The organism is Streptomyces sp. WMMC500 (assembly GCF_027497195.1).
Lineage (GTDB): Bacteria > Actinomycetota > Actinomycetes > Streptomycetales > Streptomycetaceae > Streptomyces.
Genome location: NZ_CP114905.1, coordinates 3088348 through 3107887, shown reverse-complemented (window position 1 = coordinate 3107887; position 19540 = coordinate 3088348). Strand labels below are relative to the sequence as shown.

At 72.8% G+C, this 19540-nt stretch carries 13 protein-coding genes and 1 pseudogene; 6 read left to right on the top strand and 8 right to left on the bottom strand.

The annotated features are described in order from the left end of the window. Nucleotides 1-157: 157 nt before the first annotated feature. A complete protein-coding gene (locus tag O7599_RS12820; RefSeq protein WP_281622280.1) occupies nucleotides 158-871 on the top strand; it encodes a hypothetical protein in 714 nt (237 codons plus the stop codon). 19 nt (nucleotides 872-890) lie between these two features. Here O7599_RS12820 and O7599_RS12815 read toward each other — a convergent pair whose 3' ends face one another. The 4 genes from O7599_RS12815 to O7599_RS12800 all read right to left on the bottom strand — a co-directional run bounded on the left by O7599_RS12815 (nucleotide 891) and on the right by O7599_RS12800 (nucleotide 8188). Next, complete coding sequence (locus tag O7599_RS12815) at nucleotides 891-2099, bottom strand: FAD-dependent oxidoreductase (RefSeq protein ID WP_281622279.1); 1209 nt, start codon at nucleotides 2097-2099, stop codon at nucleotides 891-893. Next, nucleotides 2096-3472: an FAD-dependent oxidoreductase gene (locus tag O7599_RS12810; RefSeq protein ID WP_281622278.1), complete on the bottom strand. Its 1377-nt coding sequence runs from the start codon at nucleotides 3470-3472 to the stop codon at nucleotides 2096-2098. The genes O7599_RS12815 and O7599_RS12810 overlap by 4 nt, the downstream gene beginning before the upstream one ends. A 107-nt stretch (nucleotides 3473-3579) precedes the next feature. Further along, nucleotides 3580-5787 (bottom strand): molybdopterin oxidoreductase family protein, encoded by a 2208-nt coding sequence (locus O7599_RS12805; protein WP_281622277.1) that lies wholly within the window; start codon nucleotides 5785-5787, stop codon nucleotides 3580-3582. A gap of 130 nt (nucleotides 5788-5917) precedes the next feature. Then, on the bottom strand, nucleotides 5918-8188 hold the full coding sequence (locus O7599_RS12800) for an MMPL family transporter (RefSeq protein WP_281622276.1): 2271 nt from the start codon (nucleotides 8186-8188) through the stop codon (nucleotides 5918-5920). 168 nt (nucleotides 8189-8356) lie between these two features. On the opposite strand from O7599_RS12800, the gene O7599_RS12795 reads away from it, so the two are divergent. Further along, on the top strand, nucleotides 8357-9037 hold the full coding sequence (locus tag O7599_RS12795; RefSeq protein WP_281622275.1) for a TetR/AcrR family transcriptional regulator: 681 nt from the start codon (nucleotides 8357-8359) through the stop codon (nucleotides 9035-9037). A gap of 194 nt (nucleotides 9038-9231) precedes the next feature. After that, nucleotides 9232-10857, top strand: a complete 1626-nt coding sequence (locus tag O7599_RS12790; protein WP_281623363.1) for an alkaline phosphatase D family protein — start codon at nucleotides 9232-9234, stop codon at nucleotides 10855-10857. Nucleotides 10858-10924: 67 nt separating this feature from the next. Here O7599_RS12790 and O7599_RS12785 read toward each other — a convergent pair whose 3' ends face one another. Beyond that, the gene (locus O7599_RS12785; protein WP_281622274.1) at nucleotides 10925-11170 is read right to left on the bottom strand and encodes a DUF397 domain-containing protein; all 246 of its coding nucleotides are present in this window, start codon (nucleotides 11168-11170) and stop codon (nucleotides 10925-10927) included. Further along, nucleotides 11167-12021 (bottom strand): helix-turn-helix transcriptional regulator, encoded by an 855-nt coding sequence (locus tag O7599_RS12780; protein ID WP_281622273.1) that lies wholly within the window; start codon nucleotides 12019-12021, stop codon nucleotides 11167-11169. The genes O7599_RS12785 and O7599_RS12780 overlap by 4 nt, the downstream gene beginning before the upstream one ends. A gap of 307 nt (nucleotides 12022-12328) precedes the next feature. Between O7599_RS12780 and O7599_RS12775 the strand changes: the two genes are divergently transcribed. From O7599_RS12775 to O7599_RS12765, 3 genes and pseudogenes are all read left to right on the top strand, one after another. Further along, nucleotides 12329-14173, top strand: coding sequence for a glycoside hydrolase family 15 protein (locus O7599_RS12775; protein WP_281622272.1), 1845 nt, complete (start codon nucleotides 12329-12331; stop codon nucleotides 14171-14173). Nucleotides 14174-14196: 23 nt separating this feature from the next. Next, nucleotides 14197-14622 (top strand): hypothetical protein, encoded by a 426-nt coding sequence (locus tag O7599_RS12770; RefSeq protein ID WP_281622271.1) that lies wholly within the window; start codon nucleotides 14197-14199, stop codon nucleotides 14620-14622. A 60-nt stretch (nucleotides 14623-14682) separates the two neighbouring features. Further along, nucleotides 14683-15120 (top strand): annotated as a pseudogene (locus O7599_RS12765) (Uma2 family endonuclease); the annotation flags it as partial. Here the strand turns inward: O7599_RS12765 and O7599_RS12760 are convergent. Both O7599_RS12760 and O7599_RS12755 read right to left on the bottom strand, forming a co-directional pair. After that, a complete protein-coding gene (locus O7599_RS12760) occupies nucleotides 15108-16796 on the bottom strand; it encodes an ABC-F family ATP-binding cassette domain-containing protein (protein WP_281622270.1) in 1689 nt (562 codons plus the stop codon). The pseudogene O7599_RS12765 and the gene O7599_RS12760 sit on opposite strands and share 13 nt — an antisense overlap. Nucleotides 16797-17059: 263 nt before the next feature. Then, nucleotides 17060-19537, bottom strand: a complete 2478-nt coding sequence (locus O7599_RS12755) for an ABC transporter permease (protein ID WP_281623362.1) — start codon at nucleotides 19535-19537, stop codon at nucleotides 17060-17062. Nucleotides 19538-19540: the final 3 nt, after the last annotated feature.

The window sequence follows — 19540 nt, the reverse complement described above, 5'->3', positions numbered from 1 at the left end:
GTGGCTGCGCGAGCGGGTCGCCGTCCCGTGAATCCGGCGCGAGTTCCTCGGGTGGATTTATGAGGGAATCGAGAAAGCTCCTGGGGACATTTAGAGTCGCGGGTGCGCGTTGATTGATCCGGATTTATTCAGGTGCGTTTGTACAGTGGGGTTAATTATGCGCAACATTGTTTCATCGATCGTTCTCCTGGCCTTTTTGTCCGGCTGTTCGAGTCGGCAGGATATTGAACCCGAAGTGAGCGAGTCGCGGGCGGGTGGAGTGACGGAATTCACACGGGCGTCACTGACGACGGCGGAGCTCAAGGCGCTCACCTTCAAGGACGGCGAGGTGCCGCAGGCGTATGAGGGGGGTATGCAGGTGACGGCGTTCTCAGCAGAGGATGAGGAAAGCGAATTTCCGCCCGTGTCGGATCCTGACTGCCAGGTGATGCACGAGGCCCTTTCTGGTGAGCGCGCATCCTCAGGGGTTTCGCAAATGTTCAACTGGAAGGACAGCATATTCGCCAGTGGCTCGATAATCGCTGCTTATCCCGAAGGGCTGGCGCAGGGCGAATTTGATCGCTTCCAGCAGGCGCTTGATTCCTGCCGATCTTACGAGGGTGAAGGCTACGCCGGGGATTTCGAGGCAAGTATCGAAGCAAAGTCGACCGCCGGATTCGGCGACGAGTCGGTGACCTTCGTGCAAATCATTCCGTCGGATCACCCTGATGATCCCCGGGAGCGGATGAAACAGTTCACTGTGGTGCGGGTCGATAGCGTTATCGCGACCTTCCACAGGTACGACCTGGGGCGTGTCACTCCCTTCCCGGCGGAGCTGATCGAGACGCAGGTCGAGCGGCTGGCTGAGGCGCAGGACCCTCAGCGGGTGTGAGGTGGGCTGAGGGTGCGGTTCAGGTGAGGAGTTGTTCGGCGGGGGCTGGGAGTTCCTGGCCTACCAGGCTGTGGAGGCGGCCGTAGGCGTGCGGGTGGCCCAGGAGGATGGCCGCCCGGAGGGTGTGGGCCTCCGGGTCCAGGATGAGTTTGGCGTAGCGGGGGGTCGGGGCGGGGTGGGTGTAGGTGAGTTCGATGGCGCCTTCGGGGGAGGCGTGGGGGTTGCCCATGCTGGCCACCTCGACGCCCGGGAGCTTCAGCACCGTTGAGGGCTCCGCCGCCGAAAGCGGCGGCAGCGGTGCCGGGTTGCCGACGAGGTGGTCGGCGACCTTCGTCGCCATGTGGTAGCCGGGGGCCACCGTGCCCGTGCGGCTGCCGTGGATCGCCGCGCAGTCGCCGATCGCCCAGATGTCCGGGTCCGGTGTCCGGCAGTCGTCGTCCACCAGGTAGCCGCCCCGGGGGCCCCGCGGCAGGTTTGCGTCCGCCGCCAGGTCGTCGCGGGGGCGGGTGCCCGCGGTGAAGACCACCAGGTTCGTCCTGATGCGGGTTTCGTCCGTCAGCGTCGCCCCGGTCACCTCGCCGGACGGGCCGCCGTCCACGGAGAGGAGGCCCCTTCCCTGGTGGAGGCGGATGCCCGTCCCGCTCAGCCAGGTTGCCAGGATGTCCGCCGCCGCCGGGTCCAGTTGGGCCGGCATCAGGTGCGGGGCCGCCTCCACCACGTACGGGCGTACGCCCAGGTGGCGGTGGAGTGCCTCCGCGGTCTCCAGGCCCAGCAGGCCGCCGCCGACGATCACCGCCCGTTCGCCGCGCCGCGCCTCGGCCGCCTCGCGGATCGTGTTGACGTCGTCCAGCGTGCGGTACAGGTGGCACCCCGGCAGCTCCGCCCCCGGCACCGGCGGGCGCGCCGGGGTCGCGCCCGTGGCCAGCACCAGCGCGTCGTACGAGATCCGTTCGCCGGCGGTCGTCACCACCTCGTGCGCCGGTCTGTCGATCGCTGCCGCCGCCGTGCCCGTACGCACCTGCAGCAGCGGGTCTTCGAGGGCCCTGAGCTTCAGCTCCTCCGCCGGCACCCCCCGCAACCTGTCCGCCAGTGCGATGCGGTTGTACGCCTCGTGCGGCTCCTCGCCCAGTACCAGGATCCGCCAGCGGTCCTCCCGGTCGCGCGAGCGCACCTCCTCCACCAGGCGGTGTGCCGTCATTCCGTAGCCGATCACCAGCAGTCGTTTCATGGCGTGCGCCCCGCGAACTCCTCGCATATCCGGCGGATGTCGTCCACACACGAGCCGCACCCCGTCGTCGCCCGCGTCGCCTGCGCCAGCGCGCCCGGGTCGCGCGCGCCCCCGTCCCAGGCCGATGCCAGCGCCCCCTTCGTCACGGTGTTGCAGCGGCACACCACCGCCTCCGGCGGCAGCGCGGGCAGCGGGCCCGTGCGCGGGGCGGGGCGGCCCTGGAGCAGGGCGAGGCGGCTTTCCGGGAGGGGCGTGGACGTCTCGTAGAGCTGGGTCAGCGTGGCCAGGGCCTGGGGGAGGCCCACCAGGGTTGCCGCGGTCAGGCGGCCCGTCGCGTCGAGCGCCAGCCGGGCGTACCGGCCGCGGGCCGGGTCCCGGTACGTGACGATCTCGCCCCCCGCGCCCTCGCCCCCCGCGTCCGCACCGCCGCCGCCCAGCACCCCCAGCGTCAGCCCCGGCACCCGCAGCCGGAACACCGGCCCCCGCCGGCCGTCGAGCCCGTACGGCGCACCCCTGCCGGTCAGCGACCTGGCCACCGCCTCCGCCTGCTCCCAGCCCGTGAACAGCGAACCCGCCGGCTCCGTGCAGTCGCCCACCGCGCGGACCGCCGGGTCGCTCGTGCGCCCCTCCGCGTCGACCAGCACCCCGGTCCGTACCTCCAGACCCGCCGCCTCCGCGAGCCCGGTGCGCGGGCGGACGCCGGTGCAGCACAGGAGGGTGTCCCAGGGCAGCGCCCATTCGTCGTCGAGCGCCAGCTTGCCCGGCTGCACCTCGGCGGCCACCCGGCCCAGCTCCAACCCGACGCCCAGGTCCGCCAGATGCCGCGTCAGCAACGCGCCGGCCTCGGCGTCGAGGCGGTCGTCCAGCGGGTACGGGCCCGGGTGCACCAGCGTGACGCGCCGGCCGCCACGGCGCAGCGCCGCCGCGCTCTCCACGCCCAGCGGGCCGCCGCCGAGGACGACGATCTCGTCGCCGCGCACGCGGGCGCAGTCGGTGAGCGAACGCAGCCCGGTGACGCCGTCGATCAGCCAGCCGGAGGCGTGGCGCAGCCCGGGGACGGGCGGGAAGTGCGGGCGGGCGCCGGTGGCCAGGACGAGGGTGTCGTACGGGAGCCGGTCGTGTTCCGTCGTCCGCACCTGCCGCAGGTGGCGGTCCACGCCGGCCGCGGAGACGCCGTGGCGCACGGTCACGCCGGGCAGGTCGGGCAGGCGCAGGTCGGCGGGGGTGAGGCTGCCGTCGAGGACGGCGGGGAGGAGGACGCGGTGGTAGGCGGGGCCGGGTTCGGCGTCGAGGAGGGTGACGGGGCCTTCGTGGCCGTGGTGGCGGAGGCGTTCGGCGACGCGGTGGCCCACGGGGCCGCCGCCGACGATCACGACACGGGATGCCGTATCGGCCGTACTGCCCGTCCCGCCCTGCGTCGGCCCCCCGGTCTCCGTACGCCTCGTCCCGCCGCGCCTCGTCCGGCGCACTCCGGTACGCCTCATCCGCCCACGCCCCGTACCGCCGGCTCCCGCATCGGCTCCGCGGAGTCCGGCCCCGCCGGCTCCTCCGCGCCCACCGGCGCCACGCTCACCGCGCTCACCTTGAACTCCGGCATCCGGCTGCGCGGATCCAGCGCCGTCCCCGTCAGCAGGTTCGCCCGCCCGTGCCCCGGGAAGTGGAACGGCAGGAACACCGTGTCCGTCCGCAGCGTCGCCACCAGCCGCACCCGCGCCAGCACCGCCCCCCGCGCCGAGCGCACCCGCGCCAGCTCGCCCTCCGCGAGCCCCGCGCGCGCCGCCGTGTCCGGGTGGATCTCCACCGTCGCCTCCGGCGCGGCCCGTACCAGCTCCGGCACCCGGCGGGTCTGCGCGCCCGACTGGTAGTGCGCGAGCTGCCGGCCCGTCGTGGCCCACAGCGGGAAGCGGTCGTCGCGCGCGTCGGCCGGTTCGCGGTGGTCGACCTCCTGGAAGCGCGCCCTGCCGTCCGGGTGGGCGAAGCGGTCGAGGAACAGCCGCGGGGTGCCTGGGTGGGGGGCGTCGCCGTCCGGGACGGCGGGGCAGGGCCAGTGGAGCGCTTCGCCGGCGTCCAGGCGGCCGTAGCTGATGCCGCTGTAGTCGGCCGTGCCGCCGGCGGACGCGCGGCGCAGTTCGTCGAAGACGTCGCGCGGCTCGGCCGGGAAACGGTCGGGCGGCTCGCCGAGCCGGACGGCGAGCGCGCGGAGTACGGCCAGGTCGTCGCGTACGCCCGCGGGTGGGGTCAGAGCGCGGTGGCGGCGCAGGACGCGTCCCTCCAGGTTGGTGAGCGTGCCCTCCTCCTCGGCCCACTGGGTGACCGGCAGGACCACGTCCGCCAGCGTCGCGGTCTCCGACGGTACGAAGTCCGCGACGACCAGCAGGTCCAGCTCCGCCAGCCGGCGCTGGACCCGCTCGGCGTCCGGCGCCGAGACCACCGGGTTCGAGCCGAACACCAGCAGCGCCCGCGGCCCGTCCGGCGTGCCCAGGGCGTTCAGCAGCTCCGCCGCGCTCAGCCCCGGCCCCGGCAGGCTCTCCGGGTCCACGCCCCACACGCCCGCGACGTGCGCGCGGGCCGCGGGGTCCGTGAGCGGCCGGTAGCCGGGCAACTGGTCGGCCTTCTGGCCGTGTTCGCGGCCCCCCTGCCCGTTGCCCTGCCCGGTCAGGCAGCCGTACCCGGAGCCGGGCCGCCCCGGCAGCCCCAGCGCCAGCGCGACGTTGACGAACGCCGCCACCGTGTCCGTCCCCTTGCTGTGCTGCTCGGCGCCGCGCCCGGTGAGGACGTACCCGCGCCGCGCCTCGCTCAGCAGCCGCACCGCCTCCCGCTGCGCCGCCGCCGGCACGCCGGTCACCAGCTCCACCCGCTCCGGCCACCAGCCCGCGGCACGCCGCCACGCGGCGCGGAAGCCGCTCGTACGGGTCCGGACGTACTCCTCGTCGTGCAGCCCCTCGGTGACGGCGATGTGCAGCAGGCCGAGGGCGAGTGCGAGGTCGGTGCCGGGGGCGGGGGCCAGGTGGAGCGTGGCGCGTTCCGCGGTGGCCGTGCGGCGGGGGTCGATGACGACGAGGGCGCCGGCCTTGTTGAGGTGGCGCATCAGCGGCGGCATCGTCTCGGCGGGGTTGGCGCCGGCGATGAGGATGGTGTCGGCCTCGGCGAGGTCGGTGACGGGGAACGGCAGCCCGCGGTCCAGGCCGAAGGCCGCGAGGCCGGCCGCCGCGGCGGAGGACATGCAGAACCGGCCGTTGTAGTCGATCATCCGGGTGCCGAGGGCCACGCGGGCGAACTTGCCGAGCAGGTACGCCTTCTCGTTCGTCAGCCCGCCGCCGCCGAAGACGGCGACGGAGTCGGGGCCGTGCGCGGCGCGTATCTCCGCCAGCCGGCCGGCGACGGTGTCCAGGGCCGTGTCCCAGCCGGCGGGGGCGAGCCGGCCGGCGTCGTCGCGCACGAGGGGGGTGCGCAGCCGGTCGGGGGCGCGCAGCACGGCGGGGGCGGTCCAGCCCTTCTGGCACAGACCGCCCTGGTTGACGGGGAAGTCGGCGTCGGGCTCGACGCGCAGCGGTTCCGCGGGGGTGGCGCCGGGCTCCAGGCGGGTGCCGCACTGGAGCGCGCAGTACGGGCAGTGCGTGGCCACCGCTGCCCCGGGGAGCGGATGCGGGGTCGGCGAGGACGGTGCGCGCGAGGAGCCACTGCTCATCCGGATACCCCACTTCAGGCGTCACCGCTTCGGAGCCGTACGGGCATCATCGCCTGCCGGGCCGGGTGCGGGAATTGGCAGATTGCTGTCAACTCCCGCACCCGCGACGTGAGGTCGGGCATTCCGGGCGCTACGCGCCCGCCCGCTCCCGCTTCTCCGCGTCCCTGACCTGCGCGGACTCCGGGACCTCGACGGACGCCGGAGCATCGGTGGACTCCGGGGTCCCCGCCGCCGCCCGCGGCCCCTCGCTCAGCCCGACCTTCGCGTGCAGCCGGCGCAGGCCCGCCGGCGCGTACCAGGCGGACCGCCCCAGCAGCCGCATCGCCGCCGGTACGAGCACGCCCCGTACGACGACGGCGTCGATGAGGATCGCGAGCCCGCTGCCCAGCCCGAACATCTGGATGAAGCTGACGCCGCTGGTGACGAAGGCGAAGAAGCTGACGGCCAGCAGCCCCGCGGCCATCGTGACGATCCGCCCGGTGCCCGCGAGCCCCTTCGTGACCGCCTCGGCGGGCGGCGCGCCCGCGTCGTGCAGCTCCTTGATGCGGCTGGTGAGGAAGACCTCGTAGTCCATGGACAGGCCGAAGACGATGCAGAACATCAGCACCACCGTGCCCGTCTCCATCGGCTGCGCCGTGAAGCCCAGCAGGCCGCTGAGGTTGCCGTCCTGGAAGATCCAGACCATCGCGCCCATGGTCGCCATGAGGCTGACCGCGTTGAGCACGAGGGCGCGCAGCGGCTGGACCACGCTGCCGGTGAAGAGGAAGAGCAGCACGAACGTGGTGCCGAGGATCCAGGCGACGGCCACCGGCAGCGCGTCGGCGATGGCGTCCTTGGAGTCCACCAGCCGGGCGTCCGCGCCGCCGACGAGCGTGTCGGCGCCCGCGGGCGGGTCGACGGCGCGGATGTCGCGGACGAGGTCCTGCGCCGCGCCGGAGGCCGGGGTGAGGTCGTGGACGAGGGTGAGCCGCTGGGCGTCCGGGGACGCGAGGGAGGCGGCGGCCGGGCCGGGCGCGGCGCGCCGGCCGTCGGCGTAGCTGCCGGTGGCGGCGTCGACCTGGCGCACGCCTTCGAGCCGGGAGAGCTCGGTCGCGTACGAGCCGAGCGCGTCGGCCGCCACCGGTCCGGTGGTGACGATCTGCACCGCGGCGTCGTCGTTGGCCGCGAACCCGGCGCGCAGCTCGGCGGTGGCCTGGCGGCTCTGCGCGCTCTCGGGCAGCACCCGCTCGTCGGGCGTGCCGAAGCCGACGCCCAGCAGCGGGCTGGCGGCGAGCAGCAGCACGGCGAGCACAGGCAGGGAGGTCAGTACCGGGCGGCGCATGACGGCGCCGGCGATGCGGCCCCACAGCGGGGAGTCGGTGCGGTGGGCGGCGCGGGTGCCGGGGACGCGGCCCTTGTTGACGCGGTGGCCCAGGAGGGCGAGCAGCGCGGGGATGACGAGCAGCGAGCTGATCGCGGCGATCGCCACCACGCCTATCCCGGCGTACGCGAAGGAGCGCAGCGAGAACAGCGGGAACACCAGCAGCGCGGCCAGGGCGGCCACGACGGCCGCGGAGGAGAAGGCGATGGTGCGTCCGGCGGTGGTGACGGTGCGGCGGATGGCGTCCGGTACGGAGTCGCCGGCCGCCAACTGCTCGCGGAAGCGGGAGACGAGGAGCAGGCCGTAGTCGATGCCGAGGCCGAGGCCGAGCGCGGTGGTGAGGTTGACGGAGAGGACGGAGACGTCGGTGAGGCTGCCGAGCACGTACAGCTCGGCGAGGGTGCCGAGGATGGCGATCAGCCCGATGACGAGCGGCAGCAGCGCCGCGACCAGGCTGCCGAAGGCGATCACCAGCAGGAGGAGGGTGACGGGCACGGCGATGGCCTCGGCGAGGGCGAGGTCCTCCGCGACCTGGGTCGACATGTCGCTGTTGACGGCGGCGGTACCGCCGGCGCGGACGGTGACGCCGTCCCGCTCGCCGGTGTACTTCGCCATCAGCGCCTCGGCGTTCTCGCCCTCGTGCCGGTCGCCGCCTTCGACATGGGCGAGGACGAGGGCCTGGTCGCCGTCGCGGGACTTCAGGCTCGCGTCGTCGCGGTCCCAGTACGACACGACGTGGGAGACGGTCTCCTCGGCGCGCAGCCCGTCGGCGATCGCCCGGCCGCGCTCGGCGGCGGCGGGGGCGTCGGGGCCGCCGCGCTCGGCGTCGACCAGCAGGACGAGGTTCGTGTCGCCGCCGAACTCCTCCTCGATGACCTGCTCGGCGCGGCTCGACGGCGCGTCCGGGTCGCTGAACCCGCCGCCGCTGAGCTTGCCGAAGGCGCCGAAGCCGACGACGGCCATGACGGCGACCGCGAGGGCGGCGAGGAGGAGCAGGGGGCGGGCGCGGCGGATGGCCAGTTCGGCAATGCGCGACAGCATCGGGCTACCGCCCCTCGGTGGTGTGGGTGGTCGCTGACATGACGGTCTCCCGTTTCATATAGGCCGTTCTGACAGTTAGAAGTTATAACGCTCGCGAACGCTTGGAGTCAACGGGAGAGGTGATACCTTCGTGCAAGACCCTGGGACCGAGAGGGGAGAGTGCAGGTCATGGCCGGGAAGACGGATTCCACGACCCCCCGCGAGCGCTACCGCGCCCAGGTGCGCGCGGAGATCAAGGACCACGCGTGGGACCAGATCGGCACGGCGGGCGCCTCCGCGCTCTCCCTCAACGCCATCGCCAAGCAGATGGGCATGAGCGGGCCGGCGCTCTACCGCTACTTCGCCAACCGCGACGAGCTGATCACCGCGCTGATCAGGGACGCGTACCGGAGCCTCGCCGACACGTTGCGGACCGCCGCGGCCGACGCCGGCGTCCCCTCCGGCGCCCCTGACGTCCAGGACCTGGCGCGCGCCCTGCGCGTGTGGGCGCTCGCCGACCCGCAGCGCTACCTGCTCATCTACGGCACCCCCATCCCCGGCTATCACGCGCCCGACGACATCACCGCCATCTCCGCCGAGATCATGGGCACGCTCCTCGACGCCTGCACCGCGATACCCCACGCCCCGCCCCAGACGCCGTTCGCCGCGCACCTGGAAGCCCACCGCGACTGGGCCCGCGGCCACGCCGCCCCGTCCGCCGTCCTGCACCGGGCCCTCACCATCTGGACCCGGCTGCACGGGGTGCTGTCGCTGGAGCTGGCGGGGCACTTCACGGGGATGCGGTTCGACCCCGCCGAGCTGTACGCGGCGGAGGTCGCCGCCCTCCTGGCCCCTCCGCCGGCGGTCTGACGGGCAGTCACCCCGCGGACCCGTCGCGCACGCGGAACCGCTGGTCGCCCACCCTTCAAGCGGTGCCCACCGGGCCGTAGCCACCGCTTCCTCGCGACTTTTCCTTGCACTGTCATGGTCATGCGAGTTCTCGCAACTTCCCATACAAGAAGGAAGAATCCGTGAGCTCTCGCTCGAATCCGGACAGACGCAGCGTGCTCGGCACCGGCGGTGCCCTCGCCCTCGGCACCCTCGGTGCCGCCGCCGGCGCCCCCGCCCTGCTCGCCCCCTCCACCGCCACCGCCGCCGAACGCAGCGGCACCGCCGACGGGCTGCCCTCCGGGCTGTTCACCCTCGGCGTCACCTCCGGCGACCCGCTGCCCGACGGGGTCGTCCTCTGGACCCGGCTGGCGCCCGACCCGCTCGCCGGCGGCGGGATGCCGGCGCGGCCGGTGCCCGTGCAGTGGCAGGTCTCGGAGAATCCTTCCTTCACGCGGGTACGCAAGTGGGGCGCCACACTCGCCCGCCCCGAGCACGGCCACTCCGTCCACGTCGAGGTGCACGGCCTGCGGCCCGACCGCGAGTACTGGTACCGCTTCCGCGTCGGCCGCGAGACCTCCCCGGCCGGCCGCACCCGTACCGCCCCCGCCGCCGACGCCCGCCAGCGCAACCTGCGCTTCCTCTTCGCGAGCTGCCAGAACTGGCAGGACGGCTACTTCACCGCCTGGCACCACGCGGCGCAGGAGGACGTCGACTTCATCGCCTTCCTCGGCGACTACATCTACGAGTCGGTGCCCCGCGACACCACCGTCCGCAAGCACGAGGGCACGGACGAGCCGTACAGCCTCACCCAGTACCGCAACCGCCACGCCCAGTACCGCAGCGACGTCAACCTCCAGGCCGCGCACGCCCACGCGCCCTGGATCGTGACCCTCGACGACCACGAGATCGACAACAACTGGGCCGACGAGATCCCCCAGGACCCCGACAAGCAGACCCCCGAGTCCTTCCGGGCCCGCCGCATCGCCGCGCTCCAGGCGTACTGGGAGCACATGCCGCTGCGCCGTTCCTCGATGCCCAACGGCCTGGACATGCAGCTCTACCGCTCGGTGCGCTACGGCAACCTCGCCACCGTCCACGTCCTGGACACCCGCCAGTACCGCAGCGACCAGATCACCACCCTCGAACAGTCCGAGGACCCGACCCGCAGCATGACGGGCGCGGAGCAGGAGCGCTGGCTCGTACGCGGCATGGAGCGCTCCGGTGCCCGCTGGAACCTGCTCGCCAACCAGCTCATGTGGGCCCAGAACGACCGCAAGGCCGGCCCCGAGCAGGTCTTCGACTTCGACAACTGGGACGGCTACCGCGCCCAGCGCCGCCGCCTCCTGGAGTTCTTCGGCTCCGGCCGCACGGCAAACCCGGTGATCCTCACCGGCGACCGCCACGCCACGTGGGTCGCCGACCTCAAGCCCGACTTCGACGACCCGGCGAGCCCGGTCGTCGGCGCGGAGCTGACCGGCTCCTCGATCTCCTCGGGCGGCGACAGCGACCCGGTGTCCTTCCACGCGACGTACGACCCGATCATGGCGGAGAGCCCGCACTGGAAGTACATCGACAACCGCCGCGCGTACGTGCTCTGCGACGTCACCCGCGAGCGGATGACCGCGGAACTCCGCACCGTCGACACCGTCTGGCGCCCGGAGGGCACCACGGTCACCACGTCCGCGGAGTTCGTGATCGAAGCGGGCCGCCCGGGCGTCACGGCGGCCTCGACCCCGGACCCGGCCCGCCCGATGCGGCTGGCGGAGCAGGGTTACGACGTGGACGACGACCAGTTCTGACCCGGTTTCGGATGCGGCCGACCCAGCGGCGACCCTCGCGGTCGGTGCTGGGTCGGCGCGGGGGTAGTCAGAGTTGGCGGGCGAAGGTGACGAAGTCGGCCCAGGCGTCGGGGGTGAAGGTGAGCTGGGGGCCGGTCTTGTCCTTGGAGTCGCGGACGTGGACGGCGGAGGGGCAGGCGGCGACCTCGACGCAGTCGCCGTCGCTGCCGCTGCTGTGGGTGGACTTGTGCCAGGAGACGGCGACCTCGACGCAGTCGCCGTCGCCGCCGCTGCTGTAGCTGGACTTGAACCAGGCCAGGTCAGTGGGGCTCATAGCGCTCCTCGCATCTGCTGGAGCAGGCTCAGGGAATCTTCGGGGGTGAGAGCCTGCGCGCACATCCTGGCATACCTCCGTTGGAGCACGCTGATCTCTTTCGGGTCAGAGATGAACAAGCCACCTCGCTGGCCTTCGTTGTAGGCGAACCACTGGTTCTCCGGGCTCTCCAGCAACTGCATCGGGCCGTCCAACCCCGCATGTGTCCTGCGTACCTGAGGCATGACCTGGATCTCGACGTTCGGTAGCTCTGCGGTCCCCTGCACGTGGTCGATCAGTTCGTGCGTGATCTCCACACCGCCCATCTGTCGCAGAAACAGGTGCTCCTCCAGGATGAAGCTGAACGCGGTGTTCTCTCGCTCCCGAAGCAGCATCTGCCGCTGTGCCCGCGCCTCCCACTGGGCGTCGATCTGCTCGCTACCAAGCGGAGGTAGCTGATGCGTGAACAGCGTCCGCGCGTACGCCTCCGTCTGCAACAGGCCCGGGATCAGCCGACACTCGTACGTATAGAGACTGATCGCCTCCCTCTCCAGCCGTGCCCACTCCCGGAACCACCGCGCCAGCCCCGGCTTTCGCACCAGGTGCCGCGCCGACTTCCGCAGCACGCCCGTGTCCCCGAGCACCGGATCGGCCCGCTCCACAAAGTCCGGCGGCGGCATCCGCCGTCCGATCTCGATCGACGCCACCATGTGCTTCGAGTACCGCACATGCTCCCCGAGTTGCTCCCGGCTCAACCCGGTGTGTTCTCGCAGCGCTTGGACCATCGCGCCGAACGTCCGCATGCTGTCCGACGACTCCGGCTCGCCCCCGCAGCCATCGCCACCACCCGTCTCCGTCGTGCCATCGGCCATCCTGGCCACCTCTCGCGCACCTGCCCCGTACCTCACACCCAACACACCTATGCTCACGGACAGTCACGAGTACTGTCCACCCTGTGTGCGCGTACGCTCGCGCAGCGTACGCGCCTTCGGTCTGGCTGAGACCGGGCGGCCGGTTGCTGCAGGCGGTATGCCGTATTAGCGTGGTTTCGGAGGCGAGTGATCGGCCTGACGCGCACGCTGCGGCGGTTCATGGCCGCTGTCTGATCGGGACACGCCATCCCGACGGGGGCTGCCTTTCCACGTCGACACCCGGGCGGCAGTATCTGGGAGGCCCGTGATGACGAACGAAGCCGAAGCCCCCAGGGGAGAGATCGGCGTTGGTGCACCCCGCTATCTGCCGGTCGCCGACCACGGGCTGATCGGTGATCTGCGCAGCGCGGCGCTGGTGGGCACGAACGGGACCATCGACTGGTACTGCTGTCCGCGCTTTGATGCTCCCAGCGTGTTCGCCTCGCTCCTCGACGCCGAGCGGGGCGGGTCCTTCGAACTCGCGGCGGACGTCCCCGCGCGGAGGAAGCAGTTCTACTTTCCCGATACGAATGTGCTGATCACCCGCTTCTCCGCGGACGACGGGATAGGGGAGATCCAGGACTTCATGCCGGTCGTCAACGACTCACGCGAGGCCGACCGGCACCGGCTCATCCGCCGCGTGGTGTGCGTCCGCGGAACGCTGCCGTTCCGCGCCCGCGTGGCACCCCGCTTCGGGTACGGGACGGAGCCGCACACGGCGCATGCGCAGGACCGTCAGGTGGTCTTCGAATCGTCCTCGCTGACCCTCGCGTTGACGTCGAGTGTGCCGATCGAGGTCGCCGGCGGGGACGCGTGGTCGCTGTTCAAGCTGCACGAGGGCCAGTCGGCCGTCTTCGCCCTCGACCGGGTCGGCGGCGACGTGATGCCCCGCCACTGCCCCGAGGCCGAGGCGGAGGAGCAGTTCAACGCCACCGTCGCCTACTGGCGGCGGTGGCTGTCCCGGTCGCGCTACCGCGGTCGCTGGCGGGAGGTGGTGCACCGCTCCGCCCTCACCCTGAAGCTGCTGACCTATGCCCCCACCGGCGCCATCATCGCCGCGCCGACCACCAGCCTGCCCGAGCACATCGGCGGAGAGCGCAACTGGGACTACCGGTACGTGTGGATCCGTGACGCCGCGTTCTGTGTGTATGCACTGCTCAGGCTCGGCTTCACCGACGAGGCCGAGGCGTTCATGGGTTTCCTCTCCGAGCACGTGCGCCTCGAAGCAACCGAGGGGCCCGGCCCGCTGCAGATCATGTACGGCATCGACGGACGCCATGACCTGCCCGAACAGGAGCTTCCGCACCTGGAGGGCTACCGGGGCTCGGCCCCCGTACGCGTCGGCAACGGCGCCGTCGACCAACTCCAACTGGACATCTACGGGGCACTCGTCGACTCCCTCTACCTCTACGACAAATGGGGGCAGCCCGTCTCCAGCGCCTACTGGGACGGCATCAGCGCGCTGGTCGACTGGGTGTGCGCCCACTGGAACCAGCCCGACCAGGGGGTCTGGGAGACCCGCAGCGGACCCAGGAACTTCCTCTACTCACGACTGATGTGCTGGGTGGCGATCGAACGGGCCATGCGCATGGCCCGCCACCGCGGACTGCCCGCCGACCTGGTGCGGTGGGGACGGGCCCGGGACGATATCTACCGCCGGATCATGCGCCAGGGCTGGTCCACCGAACGGAACACCTTCGTCCAGTACGAGGACAGCCACCACCTCGACGCGTCCCTTCTGATGATGCCGCTCACGAAGTTCATCTCCCCCACGGACCCCAAGTGGCTTGCCACACTGGACATGCTGGGCGAGGACCTGGTGTCCGACTCGCTGGTCTACCGCTACGACCCGCAGCTCGGCGCGGACGGGCTGCCGGGCGAGGAAGGCACGTTCTCGATCTGCTCGTTCTGGTACGTCGAGGCACTGACCCGGGCAGGCCGCCTCGACGAGGCCCGGCTCGCGTTCGAGAAGATGCTCACCTACGCCAACCACCTCGGCCTCTATGCCGAGGAAATCGGCCACACAGGGGAGCAACTCGGCAACTTCCCCCAGGCGTTCACCCACCTCGCCCTGATCAGCGCCGCCTTCAACCTCGACCGCAGACTGGGCTAGAACCCACGCTCCTGCGGTATGGGATGACGTCGGGTATCTCGCTGAGGGAAGATGGAGGCGTGCCTTCGGATCGCGGTGGTCGGTATCTCCAATCCCTCCAGCGTCAGGCCGCGGACGCGTACCGCCATTGCCAGTTCCTGGGCGACCGGATGCGGCCCCTGGCCGGGTGGATCGGTGCCGGGGACATGGAGCTGTGGGGGAAAGCACACCTCCTTCGGCGCTTCTTCGAGGACGTGGAGGAGCACTACCAGCGGGTGGTGAGGGCGGCGGAGCAGCCGCCGCCGGAGGACCGGCGCGCTCGGCGAAGCCAACGGCGGGAACTCCGGACAACTGTGGACGAAATGCGCCGTAAGGTGGACGAGTTGGACCGTTTGGTCCTGGGGCTGGAGGTCGAGCACAGCCTTCAGGTTCGCGCGCGCGGTCAGCGTCCGCCCGAAGCCGACAGTTGAGCGGATGCGCAGGGGCTCGCCGGAAGATGCGCCAGGAGTGATCGGTCACCCGTGGGAGTGATTCGGCTGCTGGAGCGCTGCATGCAGCACCGCCCCGATCTCTTTCTTTACCCGACCGGGCGCGGGCTGAAGGTCGAGGAGTACCGCAAGGGGCGGGCCCGCCCCGACGGAGTCCTGGCGCCGGACGGGCACTTCGCCGGCGACGGTGAGTGGTCGGACCCCGAGGGCGTGCTGATGGCCGTCGAGGTCACGTCGTACGACGGGGACACCGATCGCCGTGACCGGCACGAGAAGCCGGCCGCCTACGCGGCGGCAGGCATCCCCGTCTACCTCCTGGTGGACCGCGGCGCCGGCGTGGTCGTCGTGCACACCACTCCGGACACGAAGCTCCGGTGCTACCTGGACATCCACCGGGCACCCTTCGGCGAGCAGGTCACTCTCCCCGACCCGGTGGGCATCACGCTCGACACGGAGACCCTGAAGAACTACGTCGGCTGACCCCCTGGGCTCGTCCGCGGCGGTCCGGTCAGTTCCAGGCGGGGCCAGTCCGCCAGGTCGGTGAGCAACTGCCGGTCGTGGGTGGCGACCACGACCGCGCTGGGTGTGGTGGTCAGTGCCTCGGTGAGTTCGTCGACCAGGGACGCGGACAGGTGGTTGGTGAGTTCGTCGAGCATCAGCAGGTCGGGCTGCTCGGCCAGGCACATCGCCAGGTGCAGGCGCCGCTGCTGGCCCTGGGACATGCGTCCCACCGGGGTACGCAGCGTGATCGCGTCCAGCAGGCCCAGCCCGCTGAGCGAGGGCGCATGGCCCTTCAGGCCCCGGGACCGGAGGCTGTCCACGTGGGCCTCGTAGGCCCGGTAGGCGGTGTGCTCCGGGTTCCAGGCGGGGACCTCCTGGGACAGCAGGACCACCCGTGCGTCGTGGTGGACGTGCAGGGTGCCGCCGGTGGGGCGCACCTGCCCGGCCAGCACGCCCAGGAGGGTGGACTTGCCCGCGCCGTTCGGGCCGGTCAGCAGCAGCCGGTCACCGCCGGTGAGCGTCACCTCCACCGGCTGGTGCAGGCGTCCGGAGACCGTGAGGTCCTGACCGTGCAGGAGGGGGCGTCCGGCGCGGGTGCGCAGGTCGGGCCAGGACAGGCTGCGGGGCGGCTCGGGCACGGTGATGCGGTGGCGCTCCAGGTCTTCCACGCGCCGGTTGAAGGACTGGACGACCCCCGCGGCGCGCGTCGCGCGCTGGTGCTTGCCCGTGCCCTTGTCCGGGCGCCAGCCGGTCTGCAGGCGCCCGCGGGCCTCCTCGGCGGCCCGGGTCAGTTGGGCGTGCTCGGCCTGCTGGGCGGCGTACTCCTGCTCCCACCGCTCCCGCTCGCGACGGCGGCCCTCGACCCAGCCGTCGTACCCGCCCGCGTACAGGCGGGGCAGGCCGTCCCGGCTCGGGTCCAGGTCCAGGAAGGTCGTGGCGACGTCGCGCAGCAGCGCCCGGTCGTGGCTGACCACGGCCACGCCCCCGGCGTGCTCACGCAGCCTGCGCGCCAGGAAGCCCAGGGCAGCGGCGTCCAGATGGTTGGTGGGCTCGTCCAGCAGAAGCAGATCGGTGGTCGAGCCCAGCACGACCGCCAGGCGCACCCGGTAGCGCTGCCCGACCGACAGGGTCGACAGACGCCGGTCACGGTCGGTGCAGGCGCCCAGACCCTCCAGGGCGACGTCGACGCGCCGCTCGGCGTCCCAGGCCTCCAGCGCGGTGGCGGCTTCCAGGGCCTGGGCGTACGCGTCCTCCGCGCCCGGCTCGCCCTGGGCGAGGGCCTCGGTCGCGCTCTCCAGCAGGTCCAGGGCCGACAGGGAGTCCCCGACGGCTTCTTTTACCAGGTCACCGACGGTGCGCTCGGCGTCGACGTGCAGGGTCTGCTCGACCAGCACGAGCGTCCCCGTACGCGCGACCGTGCCCGCGTCGGGTGTCAGCGTGCCGGCCAGCACGTGCAGCAGGGTCGTCTTGCCCCGTCCGTTCTCGCCGACGACGGCCAGACGGGAACCGGCCGAGACCGTCACGTCGGCGCCGGACAGGACGGTGCGCTCGCCCAGCCGGACCACGACCCCCTCGGCGCGCACGTGCGCGGCGGCGCCGGCGGGGAGGTCCCGGGGCAGGGCGGAGACAGGGGAGGAGGAAGTACTACGAAGCATGCGTGTTCTCTCAGCTCGTCGTGGAGCCGGGCAGCATGCGGAAGCCGCCCGGCACAAGGCCAGGACGGCGGGCGAGAGATCAGTCGGGTTCCGCCGCCGTCAGCGGCGGGACCAGGGCTTCGCGATGAAAGACATGCCCCCAGTCTACGGACGGGCCGCGGGCAGGAGCGAGGGATTTGTGCGTGGCGTGAGCCACCTCCCTGCCGCTCGCGATCGCCCTGTGGCCAGGTGCCGGCCGCCCCCCCCCGGCGGCCGGCACCCCGTCACTCCGAGCGCAGCGCCGTGGCCGTGCGGGTGGCCGCCGCCCACGTGGCGGGGAGGAGTGCGCCCGCCGTGGCGATGGCCACTCCCGCCAGGGCCAGGAGGGTCAGGTGGGCGGGGGTGTAGATGTCGACCAGGGCGTCCGGGATGTTCGTGCCGACGGAGCGGCCCATCTCCGGGACCACGTAGTGGTGCAGGGCCACGCCGAGCGGGACGCCCGCCGCGCCCGCGGCCAGGCCGATGCCCGCGACCGACGTGAGGACCATCGCGACCGTCTGCCGCGGGCTCATGCCCAGGGCCTTGAACACGCCCAGGTCGTGGACCCGTTCGCGGGTGTCGAGGACCACGGTGTTGAGGACGCCGAGGCAGGCCACCGCCACCAGCATCGCCGTCAGCATCGCGATCAGCGCCTGCATGGCGAGGATCACGGGCGACTCCTCGTCGTTCTCGGAGATCGTGCCTTCGGCGCCCAGCGGGCGCAGGTCGTCGTTGAGGGCCTTGAGGTAGCGGTGGCGGTCCGTGCCGGGGGCCAGGTCCACCGTGTACTGGGCGGGTTCCAGATCCGGGACCAGCTTCGCGACGGAGGCGTGCGCGGTGCGTACGGCCATGCCCTCGTCGCCCAGGTCGAAGACCTCGCCGACGATGCGGAGTTCGGCGGTGCGGCTGCCGTCCCTGAGCGTGACGGTGTCGCCGACGGCGGTGTTCGTGGCCTGGAGGAAGCGGGCCGCTGCCACCGCCTCGCCGCGGGCGGCGAACCAGCGGCCCGCCGCCAGGCGGTGGCCGTCGGCGGGGGCCTTGCCGCGGTACGTGACCAGGGGTACGGCGCCCTTGCGGCCGGTGACGCCGACGTCGGTTTCCGCGGTGGCGAAGTAGTGCGCGGTCTCCGGCCGGGCGGCGATCGCGGCGGCGAGCTCCGCGGGGGAGGCGCCGGAGGCGGAGGGGTCGCCGGGGGCCGGGGCGGGGGGCTCCGGTGCCGCGCCCGGGTCGCCGCCCGCTTCGGCTCCCGCCCCGCCGCCCGCCTCGGCTCTCGCTCCACGCGGTTCGCCGCCCGCCTCGCCCGGCGCCCCCGCCGGCTCCGGGCCGTGCATCCTGTGCACCGTCACGTCCCCCGCCGCGTCCGGCGTCCCCTCCTTCTGCACCGCGATCAGCGACGTCCCCAGCCCCACCGCGAACGTCACCGCCAGCGCCCCGAACGTCACCGCCGCCGCCATCGTCGCCGACCGCGCCGGGCGGGCGAACGGGCCCGCCAGGCCAAGACCCACCGCCCGCGGCAACGGCAGCCGGCCCAGCGCGTGCCGCACCCGGCGCCCCCGCGCGGCGCGCGGCGTGCGGCCGACGCTGAGCGCCGCCGTCGTACGGAGCCGGGCCGCGCGCAGCGCCGGGCCCAGGGCCGTCGCCGCGACGAGGGCGACGACCGCCGCCGGCACCGCGAGCGAGACCCACGGCGGGATGGGGATCCGCCCCGTTCCGTACGCGCTCGCCACCTCCTTCATCAGCGGTACGGACAGCAGGTTGCCCACCCCCGCGCCCAGCACCGCCCCCACCACCGCCGGGATCGCCGCCTGCGCGACGTACGCCCGCCCGATCTGCGGCGGCGTGAAGCCCAGCGACTTCAGCACGCCGATCCGCCGCGTCGCCGCGCCCACCGCGCCGCTGACGACGATGCTCACGATCAGCACCGACATCGCCAGCCCCAGCAGCGCGAAGGCGGTCACGAACGGGATGAAGGCGGCGGTGTTCTGGTGCGCGGCCTGCTTGATGTCGAGGTACGACTGCGTGCCCGTCAGCGCCCCCGCGGGTACGGCCGCCGCCACCGCCCTGCGTCCCGCCGCGACCTCGCCGCGCGTGCCCGCGTCGGCCAGGCGGTAGAGCATCTGCCGGTCCGGCCGGGCGCCGCCCGCGGTGAGGTCGCCGAGCTGCGCCGGTACGACCCAGCCGTCCGCGCTCTGGCCCACCGACTCGGCGATCCCGACGACCGTGAGTGCCGGCCCGTCCCCGTTCCCGTCCCCGCTCCCCTCCCCGGCGATCCGCACCCGCGCGCCGACCGTCATGTCCATAGACCGCACGCCCGACTCGATCACGATCTCGCCGGGCGCCCGCGCCCAGCGGCCCTGCGTGACGTCGAGGTCGTCCACGGGACCGCCGGCCGACGCCCGCCCGGCCACCGTCAGCGGCGGCGACACGGCGCCCGCGGGCGCGGTGGTGACGTGCAGGCGCAGCAAGGTGATCGCGTACGGGCCCGCGGCCGCGGTGACGCCGTCGGCGCCGGCGGTGGCGCGTACCTGCGCCGCCGTGGCCTTGTCGGCGTCGAACTGCCCGGTGAGGTGGGCGCCGTGCTGCCGCGCGAAGGCGTCGTCGAACGGCGCCCGGGAGGCGACGAGCAGCCCGGTCGCCAGCACGGAGGCGGCCACGGTGAGCAGTGTGGTCAGCACCATCACGGCGGTCTGCACGCGCCGTCGCCCCACCCCGGCGCGCACCACCCG

Coding starts and splice junctions, on each gene's coding strand:
- O7599_RS12785 (WP_281622274.1), bottom strand. CDS start 11,170: ATGAGCCCCACTGACCTGGCCTGGTTCAAGTCCAGCTACAGCAGCGGC.
- O7599_RS12780 (WP_281622273.1), bottom strand. CDS start 12,021: ATGGCCGATGGCACGACGGAGACGGGTGGTGGCGATGGCTGCGGGGGC.
- O7599_RS12770 (WP_281622271.1), top strand. CDS start 14,197: ATGACGTCGGGTATCTCGCTGAGGGAAGATGGAGGCGTGCCTTCGGAT.
- O7599_RS12820 (WP_281622280.1), top strand. CDS start 158: ATGCGCAACATTGTTTCATCGATCGTTCTCCTGGCCTTTTTGTCCGGC.
- O7599_RS12805 (WP_281622277.1), bottom strand. CDS start 5,787: ATGAGCAGTGGCTCCTCGCGCGCACCGTCCTCGCCGACCCCGCATCCG.
- O7599_RS12760 (WP_281622270.1), bottom strand. CDS start 16,796: ATGCTTCGTAGTACTTCCTCCTCCCCTGTCTCCGCCCTGCCCCGGGAC.
- O7599_RS12775 (WP_281622272.1), top strand. CDS start 12,329: ATGACGAACGAAGCCGAAGCCCCCAGGGGAGAGATCGGCGTTGGTGCA.
- O7599_RS12795 (WP_281622275.1), top strand. CDS start 8,357: ATGGCCGGGAAGACGGATTCCACGACCCCCCGCGAGCGCTACCGCGCC.
- O7599_RS12800 (WP_281622276.1), bottom strand. CDS start 8,188: ATGCTGTCGCGCATTGCCGAACTGGCCATCCGCCGCGCCCGCCCCCTG.
- O7599_RS12815 (WP_281622279.1), bottom strand. CDS start 2,099: ATGAAACGACTGCTGGTGATCGGCTACGGAATGACGGCACACCGCCTG.